This window comes from Rhizobium sp. Leaf371, assembly GCF_001424045.1.
Lineage (GTDB): Bacteria > Pseudomonadota > Alphaproteobacteria > Rhizobiales > Rhizobiaceae > Ferranicluibacter.
Genome location: NZ_LMQB01000012.1, coordinates 20630 through 35483, shown reverse-complemented (window position 1 = coordinate 35483; position 14854 = coordinate 20630). Strand labels below are relative to the sequence as shown.

Sequence of the window (14854 nt, the reverse complement as noted above, 5' to 3'; positions counted from 1 at the left end):
GGTGCTGTGATTTTCGTTCATCGCAGCAACAGCAATGACCAGGAGTTCCGCCACAGATGAAAATTTCCAACCTTAAGCACCAGCCGGGTTTTGCAAGCATCATCGCAGACCGCGCGTGGAATGCGTGGTGGACGGAAAGCGGTGTCACGTTGGAGGACTATCGGGCCCATCTCGACCCGATGATCGGCGGGACCGGCGTTCCTTTCGCGCTCGTCGCGCACCGGGGCGACACCTATGCGGGATCCGTGCTGGTCATCGAGCACGATCATGACGCTCGTCCCCAATATTCGCCTTGGATCGCTGCACTTTGGGTCGAGCCCGAATTCAGACGCCAAGGCTTGGCTGCGCGTTTGTTGACCGCAGCCCGTTCAGAAGCGGCCACAGATACCGTCTCCTGCTGCTATCTATGCGCAGCGCCGGACAAGCAGGCCTATTATCTGAAACAGGGTTTCAGACTGATCGAGAGCAACGTGAATGGGCTCGATATTTTCGTTATCGGAGAACCGCTCTCGCGCGAACGCTAACCCCGCAAAGCCCCCTGCACCCGCTCCACGATCTCCCTGATCCGCGCGTCCCCATCATGCTCCGGCTTGCGGGCGCGGACGAGGCAGGCTTGGGAGCGCAGGATGATGCCGTCGGAGAGGATTTTGAGGTGGTTGGCCTTCAAGGTCGAGCCGGTGGAGGTAATATCGACGATGATATCGGCGGAGCCGGACGCCGGCGCGCCTTCGGTGGCACCGAGGCTTTCGACGATGCGATAAAGCTGGATGCCGTGGCTGCCGGAAAAGTGCTGCTGGGTCAGGCGCCAGTATTTGGTGGCGATGGCAAGCCGGCGGCCGTGGCGGGTTCGGAACTCGGCCGCGACATCGCCGAGATCGGCCATGGTGTCGACGTCGAGCCAGATATCCGGCACGGCGACGACGACATCGGCATGGCCGAAGCCGAGCCGGGCGCAGAAATCGACGCGCTCGTCGGCGTCCGCAAGGCCCTCGCGCACGAGGTCTTCGCCCGTCACGCCGAAATCCACGGCACCGGCGCCGATCTCGCGGGAGATCTCCGACGCCGACAGGAAAGCGATCTCGACATCGTCCATGCCCTCGACGCGGCCGCGATAGGAGCGGTCGTTGCCGACGGTGGATATTTTTAGCCCGGCGCGCTCGAAGATGGCGGAGGCCTCGTCCTTCATGCGGCCCTTGGAGGGGAGCGCGATGGTGATGGTCATGCCGGCTCTCCCGATCTGCGCGTGCGCAGCGTGTCGATGCGATCGAGCCACAGCGAGAAGCCGACGGCCGGGATGTGGCTCTCAGCGCCCAGCAACGTCATCAGCCGGTCGAAGCGCCCGCCGCCGGCAAGCACCTCGCCGCCGGCGGCGGTGATTTCGAAGACCATGCCGGTGTAGTAATCGAGCGGGCGGCCGAAGGCGGCGCGGTAGGTCATGGCGGAGAGATCCGCACCGGCATTGGCGAGCGCGGCGAGACGCGCGTCGAAAGCGGCGATCGCCGGGCCGAGTTTCAGGTCCGCGGCATCGGCAAAGCCGGCGAGTGCGGCGGACGCCTCGGCGAGCGGCAGGCGCAACGTCAGGAATTCGCGCAGCAGCAGCAGGGCCGAACCGTCGAGGCGCGTCTCGGCCAGCGCGCGCTTTTCCTTGAGCCGCCGGGCAATCTCGGCCGGCGAGCGGCTGGCATTGGTGGAGTATCCGGTCTCCTCCATCCGGCTTTCGAGACGGGCGATCAGATCGTCCTCCCGGTCTGCCGACAGCAGGGCTTCGATCTCGGGATCGAGGCCGGCCACGGGCTGCGGGCGGGCCAGCCGGTCGAGCAGCGCTTCGAGATGCGCGGCGTCGCCAAAGGCGTGGATCAGCCGTTTCTGCCAGCCGACCGGCAGGCCGAGGGCGGCGACCACGGCCTCGAACACGGCCTGATCGCCGAGTGTCAGGGAAAGGTTTCTGCCTTTCAGAACGAGGCGCAGGATCTCCATTGCGTCGACAATGGCGCGCGCATCGGCACTGGCCACGTCCCGCTCCCCGAGATCCTCGATGCCGGCCTGATAGAATTCCTCCGCGCCGCCGCGGCGCTGGCGGAAGACCTCACCGAGATAGGCATAGCGCTTCGGCGTGCCGGTGGCCGTGGCGATGTGGCGCAGGCAGACGGGAATGGTGAACTCCGGCCGCAGGCAAAGGCTCGTCCCGGTCTCGCTCGCGGTGAGAAAGATCCGCCGACGCAAGTCCTCGCCCGCCATGTCGAGAAAGGGATCGGCCGGCTGGATGACCGGCGTATGCACCCGCTCGGCCCGCCGGGCCGTGAAGGCTGCGAGAAGGTCCGGGGCGAAATCGGGCATGTCGGAGAGGGTCATGGATGTGCGGTTCCCGGGGGCGTGCGGGCGGGGTTGAAGGGCTGGAAGCCCGGTGCCGTCGTGGGGATGCTGCCCCTCATCCGCCTGCCGGCACCTTCTCCCCGCAAGCGGGGAGAAGGAAGGCTCGGGCGGGCTCCCCGCAAGCAGAGAGAAGGGAGGCTCGGGCGGGCTCCCCGCAAGCAGAGAGAAGGGAGGCTCGGGCGGGCTCCCCGCAGGCGGAGAGAAGATAGGGTGTGATGGGCCCCCTGCTTTCGAGGTGAAGAGCCGGTGTGGCTGACCTCTTCGGCGATCATGGCGGGTGCGTGTGCCGCGTCCCCTCGCCCCGCTTGCGGGGAGAGGGTTAGGGTGAGGGGCTGTGCGGTCGAGGCGATCGGAGACACGCGGGTCAGCCTGCCGCCCGGTCGCGGTCCTGCTTCTGGGCCTCCAGCATCTCGCGGACTTTTTCGACAAGCTCGGCTTCCGGCACCGAGACCTGGGCGACGCGGGCCTCGCGCCAGGTGGCGTTGTCCTCGATCTCGCCGGAAAGGCGCTTGCCCTCGATCAGGTCCTTGATCTGGACGACGCCCTGTTCGCGCTCGTCGCCGCCCTGGATGATGGCCAGAGGCGCGCCGCGGCGGTCGGCATATTTCAGCTGGTCGCCGAAATTCTTCTTGTTGCCCTGATACATTTCGGCGCGGATGCCGGCGTGACGCAGCGCCTGTGTGAAGCGCTGGTAGCGGCCGAGGCTGTCGGTGTCGCGATCCATGACGCAGACGACGACCGGGGCGAGGATCTCGTCTCCCCCCAGCTTGCCGAGGTTCTTCAGCGCCGTCATCAGGCGGGAGACGCCGATGGAGAAGCCGGTGGCCGGCACGGGCTGGCCCATGAAGCGGGAGACGAGGCCATCATAACGACCGCCGCCGCCGACCGAGCCGAAGACGACGGTTTCGCCCTTTTCGTTGGTGACGGGGAAGGTCAGTTCGGCTTCGAAGACGGGACCGGTGTAGTATTCGAGGCCGCGCACGACGGAGGGGTCGATGCGGATGCGATCGCTCTGATAACCTGCAGCCTGCACGAGATCATAGATTTCCCGTAGCTCCTTGAAACCCGCTACAAATGTCGCGTTGATGCTTAGCTCTGACAGTGCTGCAGTTTTAAACGTTAAGGTCTGTTTGTAGTCGAGTAGCTCATCAAGCTCATGCGCTTCAAGAAGTTCGATAATCGCGTCGATGGCACGATCTGGAAGCTGCGCGCCTTTCGTTACATCTCCACTCTCATCTTTGCGACCAGAACCGAGGAGTAAGCGTACTCCGTCCCTCCCAAATTTATCGAACTTATCCATTGCCCGCAGCACTGTAAGGCGCCGCTCCGCAGTCTCAGGACCAACAAGCCCGATGGCCTCCAATAGTCCGTCGAGAACCTTGCGGCTATTCACGCGCACGACGTACTGATCTTTTAGGCCCAGCGCCTCCATCGTATCCGCCATCATCATGCACATCTCGGCATCGGCCTGCACGCCGGCGGCGCCGACCGTGTCGGCGTCGAACTGCATGAACTGGCGGAAGCGGCCGGGGCCGGGCTTTTCGTTGCGGAAGACCCAGCCGGCGCGGAAGGTGCGGTAGGGCAGCTGGATCTCGTTGAAATTCTCCGCGACATGGCGGGCGAGCGGCGCGGTGAGGTCGTAGCGCAGCGACATCCACTGCTCGTCGTCGTCCTTCAGCGAGAAGACGCCTTCGTTGGGGCGGTCGCTGTCGGGCAGGAACTTGCCGAGCGCATCGGTATATTCGAACAGCGGTGTTTCCACGGGATCGAAGCCGTAGCGCTCGTAGACCTCGCGGATTTTGGCGACCATGCCATCGACGGCGCGGATGTCGGCGGCGGAGCGATCGACGAAGCCGCGCGGCAGGCGGGCCTTGAGCTTCTGAGGCTTCTTCTTCATGGCGTTCGACCGTCTCGTTTGCAGTTGGAAAGTCCATTCATTGGCTTGGCGCCTTCCCTAACCGATCACGGGCAGAGCGGCAAGGCTGGGCGGGCGGCCCGAAGACGACCCGAAGACGGCGCGAAGGCAGACGAGGCGGGCTTCCCTTCGGGCAGATCCTGCTTATGTTGAGGCGATGCGCGCCTTCGTCCTCGCCCTTTCCGTGCTTTGCGCCATCCTGTCGGGATGGACCTCCGCCATGGCGCAGGCGCAGGGGCTCGCCCATGGGGACGGCATCGCCGGGTCTCACGCCGTTCACGACGACGGCAACCGGCATTCGGGATCGCCCGATTGCCCGAGCGGCTGTCACGCCTCGACCAAGGGCACGCATCCCATGCTCTGTTCGGCCTGTTTCGCGCTGGAGGTCGAGGCCGGCGATATCGGCCGGCTTGCCCTGGCGCCGCAGCGCCTGCGCCCGGCCGTCGAGCTTCCGCTGATCGCCCTATCGCCGGAGCCCGCGGCGCCACCACCCAGATCCGCCCTTTCGACCTGATCGGCATATTCATCCTATCGAAAGGACAGACCATGTTTCAAAAGATGACCGTCGGCGCCGCCACGATCGCGCTTCTCTCGCTCGCCCCTGCCCTCGCCTTCGCGCAGGACGCGGCCAAACCCATGGATCACAGCCAGATGAACCATGATGCCAAGTCGGGGGCCATGTCGGGCGACAAGACGACGCCCAAGGGCGACCAGGGGCCTTCGAGCCAGGCCTTTGCCAAGGCGAATGCCCGGATGCACGAGGGCATGGCCATCGCCTATACGGGCAAGGCCGATGTCGATTTTGCCAAGGGCATGATCGCGCATCACCAGGGCGCCATCGACATGGCGAAGGTGGAGCTGGAATTCGGCACCGATCCCGATCTGCGCGCGCTGGCGCAGGAGGTGATCGCGGCGCAGGAAACCGAGATCGCCCGGATGAAGACCTGGGCCGGCAATGCCTGGCCCCACGCCGCGCGGCGCACCATGGGGGACGCCGCTTGAGGAGGAGACGGGAATGAAGCGTTTCAAGACGATCGCCGGCGTGCTCTGCCTGCTGGTGGGACTGATCTGGATTTTGCAGGGCGCCAATCTGATGGGCGGAAGCTTCATGACCGGCCAGACGCAGTGGCTCGTCATCGGCATCGTCGTCGCCCTTGTCGGCATCGTGCTTCTGGCAAGCGGGCGGCGGGGCCGCACGCTCTGACATCCGTTAGGGCCGGACGAAGCTGGCCCGCAGCTCCTCGATCGGCTGCCGGCAGATGCAGCCTTCGATATGGTCGTTGACGAGGCCCATGGCCTGCATGAAGGCATAGACCGTGGTCGGGCCGACGAAGGTCCAGCCGCGTTTCTTCAGGTCCTTGGAGATCCGCACCGACACCGGCGTCGTCGGGTTGGCGGCGATTTCGGCGTGGGTGACGCTTGAGGGCCGCTCGTGCAGGGCAGGCTCGAAACGCCAGAAATAGCGGGCGAGCGTGCCGAATTCGGCGCGCATGTCCTGTGCGCGGCGGGCATTGTTGATCGTCGAGACGATCTTGCCGCGATGGCGCACGATGCCGGCATCCGCGACGCAGCGGGCGATGTCCTCCTCGCCGAAATCGGCCACGGCATCGATGTCGAAGCCGGCAAAGGCGGCGCGGAAGGATTGGCGCTTCCTGAGGATCGTCAGCCAGGACAGGCCGGACTGGAAGCCCTCGAGGCAGATCTTTTCGAACAGCCTGATATCATCCGTCACCGGGCGGCCCCATTCCTCGTCGTGGTAGCGCAGATAATCCGGAAGATTGCCATGCCAGGCGCAGCGGGTCCGTCCGTCCGGGCCGGCGATCAGGCCCTTGGGTGTCTCGATCTCGGTCATCGCATTCGCCCCTCTTCTGTCCGCAATCGGCACGCTTCACGCTTCGTCAACCATTTTTCGAAAGCACGCAATAACCCTACCGAAGACTTTCACGGGCCGGCCACCCGTTCTGCAATGTCCGTTTACGCTTCCTATCCCGCTCCGGTGTCAGGCTCTCCCCCACAAGCCGGATGGACCGGCCGAGCCTTCGCCGCGCGCCAGAACGAGAGCCACCCCGTCATGAAGACATTGCTGATCCTCACCACTCTCCTTTCCGTTGCCGTCACCGATATCGGCGCCGGCTTCGCACAGGCCGCCGAGCGCTACGGCAACCGCCCGCCGGTCATCGTCAGCCCGGACCTGACGGCCCCCTGGCTGATGCAGCTCGGGGCCGGGCCGCGGGCCGCGCCCCGGACCGCGCCCCCGACCGAGCAGGGCCGTGTGGACGAGCGGCGCGTTCTGCGCCAGCGCGCCGTCGGCGACCAGCCGCGCGTCGTCTACCGCGAACGCTCCGGGATCTTCGCGCCGCGCCAGCAGGTGATCTACCAGCGACCCGCCGTCCAGCGGGCCGCGCCGCTGGTGCGCTCCGCCGGCATGGTGGCGCCGCAGCGCCCCGTGCGGCCGATCGATCCGCAGTTCCTGCCGCAGACCGTCGCCTACGAGACCCGCGAGCGTCCCGGCACGATCGTCATCGATACCAACAGCCGCTTCCTCTATCTCGTCACCGGCAAGGGCGAGGCCCGGCGCTATGGCGTCGGCGTCGGCAAGCCGGGCTTCGAATGGGCGGGGGCGCACAAGGTGACGCGCAAGGCGGAATGGCCGACCTGGCGCCCGCCATCCGAAATGATCGCCCGCGAAGCCGCCAAGGGCCACTATCTCCCCGCCAGCATGGAGGGCGGCCCGGCAAATCCGCTCGGCGCGCGCGCCATGTATCTCGGCTCCACCCTCTACCGCATTCACGGCACCAACGCGCCCTGGACGATCGGCTATGCCGTGTCCTCCGGCTGCATCCGCATGCGCAACGAGGACGTGACCGACCTCTACGAGCGCGTCGACGTGGGAACGCGGGTCATCGTCCAGTAAGGCAGGCCAGATGCGGGGACCACGGGCGTAAGCCGGTTTCGACGCCGCATCGTGCTTTTTCAGCAACAATCGTCCTCGACATGACCTCGGGGACGATCACATTCGATCCATGTCGCACGGTCCGATCTTGCGGGATGCGTGCGATCGAATAGCGTTTCCCCGATGCGTTGCGCGTCTGCCGGCCCTTCGAGAGGGTCCGGCGGCGCGACCGGCGGGCTTGAGAGGGAGAGACATTCATGACGACGAAACGGGGACGTGCGGCAGGTGCGGCACTTGCGGCAGCGCTGCTCTTCGGCGGCGCGGGCGCGGCATCGGCAACGATGATCGAGCGGCCGGCGGCAACCATCGGGCAGAGCGACGTGACGACGATCGCCGCATCGCAGCGCAAGCCGGCGCGCGAATTCTGGCGCACCAAGGTGCGGCTGCGCACCGACGAGGCCCCCGGCACCATCATCGTCGATACCAACCACAAATATCTCTACTACGTCGAAGGCAACAACAAGGCGACCCGCTACGGCATCGGCGTCGGCCGCGAAGGCTTCGGCTGGTCGGGCGTGGTGAAGGTCCAGCGCAAGGCCGAATGGCCCGGCTGGACGCCGCCGGCGGAAATGATCGCCCGCGAGCGCAAGAACGGCCATATCCTGCCGGCCTTTATGGAAGGCGGCGTCAACAACCCGCTCGGCGCCCGCGCCCTCTATCTCTACAAGGGCCGGAACGACAGCGGCTTCCGCATTCACGGCACCAACCAGCCCTGGACCATCGGCCAGAACATGTCCTCCGGCTGTATCCGCATGATGAACCAGGACGTCGAGCATCTCTACGACCGCGCCTCGATCGGCGCCAAGGTGATCGTGGTCGGCCCCGGCAACAAGCAGGGCGAAGTCTCCTACGACGACCGCGGCATCGACCTGCTGCGCACCATCTTCGGCGGCTGATCGGCCGACCGGACATCATCGGGACCGGCCGGCAGGACGCCGGTCGGTTCCGTTTCGTTTTGTTCCGTCGCCGTGTCCGACGCCAAAACGGGACGTTTTGGCTGGACATGCTCGATGAGGAGAAACGCGTGGCGGACGAGCCGGTCGAAATGTTCTCCGCCATTCACCAGAGCCGGGCGGCCGACGAGATCGTCCAGCGCATCGAGACGCTGATCCTCGACGGCGTGCTGCGCGACGGCGACCGGCTGCCGGGCGAGCGCGACCTTGCCGCCCGCTTCGACGTCTCGCGACCGATCCTGCGGGAGGCCCTGAAGACGCTCGAGACGCGCGGCCTGCTCGTCAGTCGGCACGGCGGCGGCACCTTCGTCGCCGATATCATCGGCGAGATCTTTTCGCAGCCCATGCGCGCCCTGATCGTGCGCCATGAAAAGGCGGCGCGCGACTATCTCGACTACCGGCGCGAAATCGAAGGCCTGACCGCCGAGCGCGCCGCGCGCCATGCGACGGAGGCCGACCGGGAGAGCCTGACCCGGATCGTGACGCGCATGCGGGCGGCACGCGATGCCGACGACCGCGACAGCGGCCTGCGCGCCGATATCGATTTTCACATGACGGTCGGCGAAAGCGCCCACAACGTCATTCTGCTACACACGCTCAGGTCGTGCTACCGACTTTTGGAGCAGGATATTTTCTTTAGTCGGACAACGGTTTTCCAGGCCCCCGGAGCCGCCGATCGGCTGCTGGAGCAGCATGCGGCGATCCATGCGGCCATTCTGGCGGCGGACCCTGCCGGCGCGCGCCGCGCTGCAGAGCAGCATATCGATTTCGTGATATCGGCAAGCCTGGATGCGCATCGTGCCGAGGATCGGGCGAGAATTTCAAGGCTGCGCCTGCTGGAAAGGCCTCGGGATTGAAATGCGCCATTTGACGTCGCATATGTGATAGTAAATGCCGGTGTGCGACCATGTCGGCGCAAGATTGCAGGCATAGTGTTCCTTATCGACTTGCACCAGTTTGCGATGGACTGTGACAACGTCCGCGTTCATTTATATTTCTGACGTGCCGAGAAGGGTGCGAATCGAAATTTCCCCCTGCGTCCGGATCAATCTCCCCGCGTCAGGGTTAGACCGAGCGCCGGCAGGCCTCACATGCCGTTTTCGGCAAGCGCAATTCCTGACGAGACCGCTTCCGACGAAAGAGCTACAGATCATTGACCATACTCGATAGCATCGTATCCGAAGTCCGCCTGATGTTCCGCCGACCCGAGCGCATACAGTTTGCTGCGCTGTGCTATCGGTTCCGGAAGAAAAGTGCCGTGCCGGAAATGCTGCTGATCACGAGCCGGGATACCGGCCGCTGGGTCATTCCAAAGGGCTGGCCGATGGAGGGCAAGGCGTCCCACGAGGTTGCGGCGCGCGAGGCCTGGGAAGAGGCCGGCGTGAAGGGCGAGCCTTCGGCCGACCCCGTCGGCAGCTTCACCTACGAGAAGGGCATGAGCAAAGGCCTGAAGATCCAGTGCCGCGTGCATGTCTATCCGGTCGTGGTGTTCGACATGGCGAAGCGTTTTCCCGAAAAAGGTTCGCGCACGCTGGAATGGGTGACCTTTACGGAGGCCGCCGGCCGCGTCGCGGAACCGGGCCTGCGCAAGCTCATCCTCGATTACCAGACCCAGCTTCTCGCCACCCTGCAGCCGCCGCTCGAAGCGGCCCGCAGCGCCGCGCAATAAGGCATCGCCGCGTGTCCGGTATCGTCGCGGCTTCCCGGCCGTTGGCAAGCGTCGCGCGAGCCTTACTTTCTACGGATAGCTGAACGAAAGAGATGCGCTTGCCGCGGCGCGGCTTTCCTGCGTCGTCCCCGAGATCGGATTAGACTTCGGGACGAAACGATGATGCAGGTAGAAACGCTGGAGCGACGCGGGACCGGGCGGCGGCGGGCGATGAGGACTGATGATGGGGAAGACGGCACCGTCGCTTGAGAAATCGACACTCGACAAGGACCTCGACAAGCTGACGCTGAACGAGGAGGCGTCGCAATTCGTCCTGAAGGGCTCAGTCGGCCTCGGGCTCGGCTTCATCTTTCTCGTCTTCGTCATGATCGTCGCGGCGAGCGCGGTGTCGCAGGCGCCCGGCGCTATCATCGTCATCGCGGCGGCCGCCATTGCCGGCTACATGGCGATGAACATCGGCGCGAACGACGTGACAAACAATGTGGGTGCCGCCGTCGGCGCCCGGGCGATGACCATGACCGGCGCCCTGGTGATCGCCGCGATCTTTGAGATTGCCGGCGCGCTCTTTGCCGGCGGGCGGGTGGTCTCGACCATCGAGGGCGGGCTGGTCGATGCCGCGGCCTTTACCGACAGCCAGACGCTGGTCTGGGTCATGATGTCGGCGCTGATCTCCGCTGCGGTCTGGATCAACATCGCGACCTGGTGCAGCGCGCCGATTTCCACCACGCATGCCATCGTCGGCAGCATTCTGGGCGCCGGCGTTGCCGCCGTCGGATTTTCGTCGGTGCAATGGCTCTCGCTCGGCGGCATCACGCTCAGCTGGATGCTGTCGCCCTTTCTCGGCGGCGGCGTGGCGGCCGGCCTACTGCTCTTCATCAAGACGTTCATCATCTACCGGGAAGACAAGATCGCCGGGGCGGTGTTCTGGATCCCGATCCTGCTGGCCTTCATGGGCGGCATCTTCACCGTCTATTTCGCGCTGATCGGCCTCGACCGGGTCTATGAGGTGACTCTCGTTGACGGCCTCGGCGCGGGCCTGGCCGTCGGCGTGCTCGTCTATCTCGTCACACGCCGCACGGTCGCGCGCCGGGCGGTAGGGCTCGAAAACCGCAACCAGTCGCTCCGGCCGCTGTTTCACCTGCCGCTTGTGGTCTCGGCCGCGCTGCTCTCCTTCGCGCATGGCTCCAACGACGTCTCCAACGCGGTCGGGCCGCTCTCGGCCATCGTCGCCAATGTCGGCAGGTCGGTGCCGGGGGAAACCGCGGCCGTCGCCTTCTGGGTGTTGCTGATCGGCGCGCTCGGCATTTCGGCCGGGCTGCTGCTCTATGGGCCGAAGCTCATCCGCGTGGTCGGCGAGGAAATCACCAAGCTCAATCCGGTGCGCGCCTTCTGCGTGGCGCTCGCCACCGCCATCACCGTCATCCTCGCCTCGACCCTCGGCCTGCCGGTCAGCACGACCCACATCGCCGTCGGCGCCGTGTTCGGCATCGGCTTCTTCCGCGAATGGTACACCCGCAATTCCAAGCTGCGGCTGGACTATGTCCGGCGGAAGACCGGCCAGTCGGACTTCCAGCTGCGGGCCGAGCATGGCGCGGACGAGACACGGCGGCGGCAGCTCGTGCGGCGTTCGCATTTCCTGACGATCGTCGGCGCCTGGATCATCACGGTTCCCGCCTCCGCCCTGCTCTCCGCGCTCCTCTACATTCTCTTCTCCGCGATCTTTCTGTAGAAGCGTGTCATGAGAGCCAATTTTCGCATGCAGCGCCTGTTCATCGCGCCGGATCTTGCACCCGGCATCGCGGTGGAGACGACCAAGGACCAGTTCAATTACCTCGCCAATGTGTTGCGCATGGAGGAGGGTCGCGACCTCCTGCTGTTCAACGGGCGCGACGGCGAATGGCGGGCGGAAATTACCATGCCGACCCGCAAGCGCATGGCGCTGATCCCACGGGAGCAGACCCGGCCGCAGTTCCCCCTGCCCGATCTCCATTATCTCTTCGCCCCGCTGAAGGTGGGCAGGCTCGACTATCTCGTGCAGAAGGCGGTGGAGATGGGCGCGGGGCTCTTGCAGCCGGTGATGACGCAGCATGTGCAGGGGCGCATCTCGAGCCTCGAACGGCTGCAGGCCAATGTGATCGAGGCGGCCGAGCAATGCGGCGTGCTGGCGGTGCCCGAGGTGCGCGAGCCGGTGCGGCTGGACGCCTTGCTGGACGCCTGGCCGGGCGACCGGCGCATTCTCTTCTGCGACGAGGGGGATGCGGGCGACAATCCGCTGCCCGTGCTGCAGGGGCTGACCGACGCCCGCTATGCGCTGCTGGTCGGGCCGGAGGGCGGTTTTTCGGACGCGGAGCGGGCTCGCCTGCGGGGTCTCGACATCGTGACGGCCATCCCGCTCGGGCCGCGCATACTGCGCGCCGACACGGCCGCCGTCGCCGCCATGGCGATCATCCAGGCGACGCTGGGCGACTGGCGCTGAAAGGCCACAGCGGCCACGAAATTTTGGAACATAGGTTGAAATATTTTTGCTTGCACCGCATCTGAAAGCGGTTCAATCAGCCTCATATCAGCTGATCTCATGCCCTGCTCGACGGCCGGGTTTCTCCGTTATCGAGACGATGCCCATGGCCCGCGACACCACCGACCAGACCCCGGTGACCTCCGTTTCCGAGTTGACCGAATATCTGGCGGACGGCAACAAGCCGAAAGAGGCCTTTCGCATCGGCACGGAGCACGAAAAATTCGTGTTCTACACCGCCGACAACAGCCCCGTGCCCTATGCGGGCGATGCCGGAATCCTGAAGCTTCTGGAGGGCATGCAGCAGAAGACCGGCTGGGAGCCGATCATCGATGCCGGGCATCTGATCGGCCTCGTCGAGCCCACGGGCCGCGGCGCGATTTCGCTGGAGCCGGGCGGGCAGTTCGAGCTGTCGGGTGCGCCGGTCGAGACGCTGCACGAGACCTGCAAGGAATCCAACACGCATCTGGCGGTGCTGCGCGACATCGCCGAGCCGCTCGGCATCCGTTTCCTCGGCATCGGCGGCAGCCCGAAATGGACGCTGGCCGAAACCCCGCGCATGCCGAAGTCGCGCTACGACATCATGACCCGCTACATGCCGAAGGTCGGCAGCCAGGGCCTCGACATGATGTACCGCACCTGCACGATCCAGGTGAACCTCGACTTCTCGTCGGAAGCCGACATGGCGGCGAAGATGCAGGTCTCGCTGAAGCTGCAGCCGCTGGCGACCGCGCTCTTTGCAAGCTCGCCGTTTACCGAGGGCAAGCCGAACGGGCTGCAGTCCTGGCGCGGCGAGATCTGGCGCGACACCGACAACCAGCGCGCCGGCGTGTTGCCCGAAGCGCTGACCGGCCATTTCCGCTTCGAGCAATATGTGGAATGGGCGCTGGATGCGCCGATGTATTTCGTGGTGCGCGACGGGCGCTACCACGACTGCACGCATGTGACCTTCCGCCAGTTCATGGGCGGCGCGCTGAAGGGCACGCTGGCCGACTGGGAGCCGAACATGGGCGACTGGACCAACCATCTCTCGACGCTGTTTCCCGATGTGCGGCTGAAGCGGTTTCTCGAAATGCGCGGCGCGGACGGTGGCCCCTGGCGGCGCATCTGTGCCCTGCCGGCCTTCTGGGTCGGCCTGCTCTACGACGATGCCGCGCTGGCGAGCGCTGGCGAACTGGTGCGCGACTGGACCTATGAGGACGTGATCGCGCTGCGCGATTCCGTGCCGGCCGAAGGGCTGGATGCCACGGTTCGCGGCCGCAAGCTCGGCGAGGTCGCCCGCGACGTGCTCGCGATTTCGCGCGCGGGCCTGAAGGCGCGCAACCGGCTGAACGGCGACGGCGTGGACGAAAGCCACTTCCTTGCGCCGCTCGACGAGGTGGTTGCCCGCGGCACGACGCTGGCACAGGAACTGCTGTCGCTTTACAAGGGCCGCTGGAACGGCTCGGTCGAGCCGGTCTTCAAGGACTATGCCTATTGAGGCGTCCTCGTCAGAGGTGCGTCTCCCCGGTGACACGCGCTAAAAAGCGATATGCCAACGTCTTTTTCCCGTTATAGTGCAGCCTGACGTGCTGTCTGCAACAAGGATAAGACGATGATGCCCCTATTCGACATGATGATGCAGGCACAGAACGGCCGCGCCATGGATGTGATGGCACAGCAGTTCGGGCTGGCGCAGGAGCAGATGGCGAAGGCCACGGCCGCCCTCATGCCGGCCTTTTCGGCCGGGCTGAAGACCAATGCGGCCAACCCTTACGATTTCGGCACGTTTCTCGCGTCGATGAGCAGCGGCGGCTACGCCAAATATTTCGAGGACATGACCAAGGCCTTCACCCCGCAGGGGCTTGCCGACGGTCAGGCGGCCCTCGGGCAGATCTTCGGGTCGCGCGATATGTCGGGCGCGGTGGCGGCGCAGGCCGCGCAGCTGACGGGGATCGGGCAGGACATCTACCGGCAGATGCTGCCGGTGGTGGCGAGCGCCATCATGGGCGGGCTGTTCAAGCAGGCGACCGGCCAGATGCACGCACCGCCGTCTTTTGCGGACAATCCGTTCGGCCCGGCGATGCAGACCTGGCTGGAGGCCGTCGGCCTTGCCCGCAAGAAGGAGCCGCCGGCCATGCCGAACCCCTTCGACAATCCGTTCACGCAGACCATGCAGGCCCTCTTCACCCCGCCGAAAACCCCGGAGAAGCCGCAGGCCGCACCGGACATGTTTGCCGGCAATCCCTTCATGAAGGCCTTTCAGGACATGATGGCCATGGGCTCGCCGCAGGCCAAGCCCGCCGAAGCCCCGCCCGCGCCGAAAGCGCCAGTCGTCGACATGTTCAACACCATGTTCGACAGCGGCATCGAGGCGCAGAAGGAATATCAGAAGGCCATCGACGGGCTTTTCGCACAGTTCCAGCCCAAGGGCTGAGAGGGCACCCCCTCATAAAACGCATAAAAAAGCCCGGCGCCGAACGGATCGGAGCGCCGG

At 65.5% G+C, this 14854-nt stretch carries 16 protein-coding genes; 12 read left to right on the top strand and 4 right to left on the bottom strand.

Annotation, left to right across the window (positions count from 1 at the left end):
* The first annotated feature begins 56 nt into the window (after positions 1–56).
* Positions 57–524 (top strand): GNAT family N-acetyltransferase, encoded by a 468-nt coding sequence (locus tag ASG39_RS08190; protein WP_062594540.1) that lies wholly within the window; start codon positions 57–59, stop codon positions 522–524.
* Here ASG39_RS08190 and hisG read toward each other — a convergent pair.
* The 3 genes from hisG to hisS all read right to left on the bottom strand — a co-directional run bounded on the left by hisG (position 521) and on the right by hisS (position 4270).
* Positions 521–1222 (bottom strand): ATP phosphoribosyltransferase, encoded by a 702-nt coding sequence (hisG, locus tag ASG39_RS08185; RefSeq protein ID WP_062594539.1) that lies wholly within the window; start codon positions 1220–1222, stop codon positions 521–523. The two genes, ASG39_RS08190 and hisG, sit on opposite strands and share 4 nt — an antisense overlap.
* The gene (locus ASG39_RS08180; protein WP_062594538.1) at positions 1219–2352 is read right to left on the bottom strand and encodes an ATP phosphoribosyltransferase regulatory subunit; all 1134 of its coding nucleotides are present in this window, start codon (positions 2350–2352) and stop codon (positions 1219–1221) included. The genes hisG and ASG39_RS08180 overlap by 4 nt, the downstream gene beginning before the upstream one ends.
* A 385-nt stretch (positions 2353–2737) precedes the next feature.
* A complete protein-coding gene (hisS, locus tag ASG39_RS08175) occupies positions 2738–4270 on the bottom strand; it encodes a histidine--tRNA ligase (RefSeq protein WP_062594537.1) in 1533 nt (510 codons plus the stop codon).
* A gap of 175 nt (positions 4271–4445) precedes the next feature.
* Between hisS and ASG39_RS08170 the strand changes: the two genes are divergently transcribed.
* The 3 genes from ASG39_RS08170 to ASG39_RS08160 all read left to right on the top strand — a co-directional run bounded on the left by ASG39_RS08170 (position 4446) and on the right by ASG39_RS08160 (position 5492).
* Positions 4446–4802, top strand: a complete 357-nt coding sequence (locus tag ASG39_RS08170; protein ID WP_062594536.1) for a hypothetical protein — start codon at positions 4446–4448, stop codon at positions 4800–4802.
* A gap of 122 nt (positions 4803–4924) precedes the next feature.
* On the top strand, positions 4925–5290 hold the full coding sequence (locus tag ASG39_RS08165; protein WP_244481204.1) for a DUF305 domain-containing protein: 366 nt from the start codon (positions 4925–4927) through the stop codon (positions 5288–5290).
* A 13-nt stretch (positions 5291–5303) separates the two neighbouring features.
* Complete coding sequence (locus ASG39_RS08160; RefSeq protein WP_062594535.1) at positions 5304–5492, top strand: hypothetical protein; 189 nt, start codon at positions 5304–5306, stop codon at positions 5490–5492.
* A gap of 6 nt (positions 5493–5498) precedes the next feature.
* On the opposite strand, the gene ASG39_RS08155 is transcribed toward ASG39_RS08160, so the two are convergent.
* Positions 5499–6140: a DNA-3-methyladenine glycosylase I gene (locus tag ASG39_RS08155; RefSeq protein WP_062594534.1), complete on the bottom strand. Its 642-nt coding sequence runs from the start codon at positions 6138–6140 to the stop codon at positions 5499–5501.
* Positions 6141–6359: 219 nt separating this feature from the next.
* Between ASG39_RS08155 and ASG39_RS08150 the strand changes: the two genes are divergently transcribed.
* From ASG39_RS08150 to ASG39_RS08115, 8 genes are all read left to right on the top strand, one after another.
* Positions 6360–7202: a L,D-transpeptidase gene (locus tag ASG39_RS08150; protein ID WP_062594533.1), complete on the top strand. Its 843-nt coding sequence runs from the start codon at positions 6360–6362 to the stop codon at positions 7200–7202.
* Positions 7203–7438: 236 nt separating this feature from the next.
* Positions 7439–8137, top strand: a complete 699-nt coding sequence (locus ASG39_RS08145; protein WP_062594532.1) for a L,D-transpeptidase — start codon at positions 7439–7441, stop codon at positions 8135–8137.
* A 128-nt stretch (positions 8138–8265) separates the two neighbouring features.
* Positions 8266–9051, top strand: coding sequence for a FadR/GntR family transcriptional regulator (locus tag ASG39_RS08140; RefSeq protein ID WP_244481177.1), 786 nt, complete (start codon positions 8266–8268; stop codon positions 9049–9051).
* A gap of 335 nt (positions 9052–9386) precedes the next feature.
* Positions 9387–9863: an NUDIX hydrolase gene (locus ASG39_RS08135; protein WP_062594899.1), complete on the top strand. Its 477-nt coding sequence runs from the start codon at positions 9387–9389 to the stop codon at positions 9861–9863.
* A 223-nt stretch (positions 9864–10086) separates the two neighbouring features.
* Complete coding sequence (locus ASG39_RS08130; RefSeq protein ID WP_062594530.1) at positions 10087–11592, top strand: inorganic phosphate transporter; 1506 nt, start codon at positions 10087–10089, stop codon at positions 11590–11592.
* Between the two features lie 9 nt (positions 11593–11601).
* On the top strand, positions 11602–12339 hold the full coding sequence (locus ASG39_RS08125) for a 16S rRNA (uracil(1498)-N(3))-methyltransferase (protein WP_062594529.1): 738 nt from the start codon (positions 11602–11604) through the stop codon (positions 12337–12339).
* Positions 12340–12484: 145 nt separating this feature from the next.
* Entirely contained in the window at positions 12485–13858 is a 1374-nt protein-coding gene (locus ASG39_RS08120; protein WP_062594528.1) for a glutamate--cysteine ligase, read from the top strand.
* A gap of 114 nt (positions 13859–13972) precedes the next feature.
* Complete coding sequence (locus ASG39_RS08115) at positions 13973–14794, top strand: DUF937 domain-containing protein (protein ID WP_062594527.1); 822 nt, start codon at positions 13973–13975, stop codon at positions 14792–14794.
* The last annotated feature ends 60 nt before the right edge of the window (positions 14795–14854 follow it).

What these genes read in the sequence shown, in the direction of transcription:
- ASG39_RS08190 (WP_062594540.1), top strand. Translation starts at nt 57, where the DNA reads ATGAAAATTTCCAACCTTAAGCACCAGCCGGGTTTTGCAAGCATCATC.
- hisG (WP_062594539.1), bottom strand. Translation starts at nt 1,222, where the DNA reads ATGACCATCACCATCGCGCTCCCCTCCAAGGGCCGCATGAAGGACGAG.
- ASG39_RS08180 (WP_062594538.1), bottom strand. Translation starts at nt 2,352, where the DNA reads ATGACCCTCTCCGACATGCCCGATTTCGCCCCGGACCTTCTCGCAGCC.
- hisS (WP_062594537.1), bottom strand. Translation starts at nt 4,270, where the DNA reads ATGAAGAAGAAGCCTCAGAAGCTCAAGGCCCGCCTGCCGCGCGGCTTC.
- ASG39_RS08170 (WP_062594536.1), top strand. Translation starts at nt 4,446, where the DNA reads ATGCGCGCCTTCGTCCTCGCCCTTTCCGTGCTTTGCGCCATCCTGTCG.
- ASG39_RS08165 (WP_244481204.1), top strand. Translation starts at nt 4,925, where the DNA reads ATGGATCACAGCCAGATGAACCATGATGCCAAGTCGGGGGCCATGTCG.
- ASG39_RS08160 (WP_062594535.1), top strand. Translation starts at nt 5,304, where the DNA reads ATGAAGCGTTTCAAGACGATCGCCGGCGTGCTCTGCCTGCTGGTGGGA.
- ASG39_RS08155 (WP_062594534.1), bottom strand. Translation starts at nt 6,140, where the DNA reads ATGACCGAGATCGAGACACCCAAGGGCCTGATCGCCGGCCCGGACGGA.
- ASG39_RS08150 (WP_062594533.1), top strand. Translation starts at nt 6,360, where the DNA reads ATGAAGACATTGCTGATCCTCACCACTCTCCTTTCCGTTGCCGTCACC.
- ASG39_RS08145 (WP_062594532.1), top strand. Translation starts at nt 7,439, where the DNA reads ATGACGACGAAACGGGGACGTGCGGCAGGTGCGGCACTTGCGGCAGCG.
- ASG39_RS08135 (WP_062594899.1), top strand. Translation starts at nt 9,387, where the DNA reads ATGTTCCGCCGACCCGAGCGCATACAGTTTGCTGCGCTGTGCTATCGG.
- ASG39_RS08130 (WP_062594530.1), top strand. Translation starts at nt 10,087, where the DNA reads ATGGGGAAGACGGCACCGTCGCTTGAGAAATCGACACTCGACAAGGAC.
- ASG39_RS08125 (WP_062594529.1), top strand. Translation starts at nt 11,602, where the DNA reads ATGAGAGCCAATTTTCGCATGCAGCGCCTGTTCATCGCGCCGGATCTT.
- ASG39_RS08120 (WP_062594528.1), top strand. Translation starts at nt 12,485, where the DNA reads ATGGCCCGCGACACCACCGACCAGACCCCGGTGACCTCCGTTTCCGAG.
- ASG39_RS08115 (WP_062594527.1), top strand. Translation starts at nt 13,973, where the DNA reads ATGATGCCCCTATTCGACATGATGATGCAGGCACAGAACGGCCGCGCC.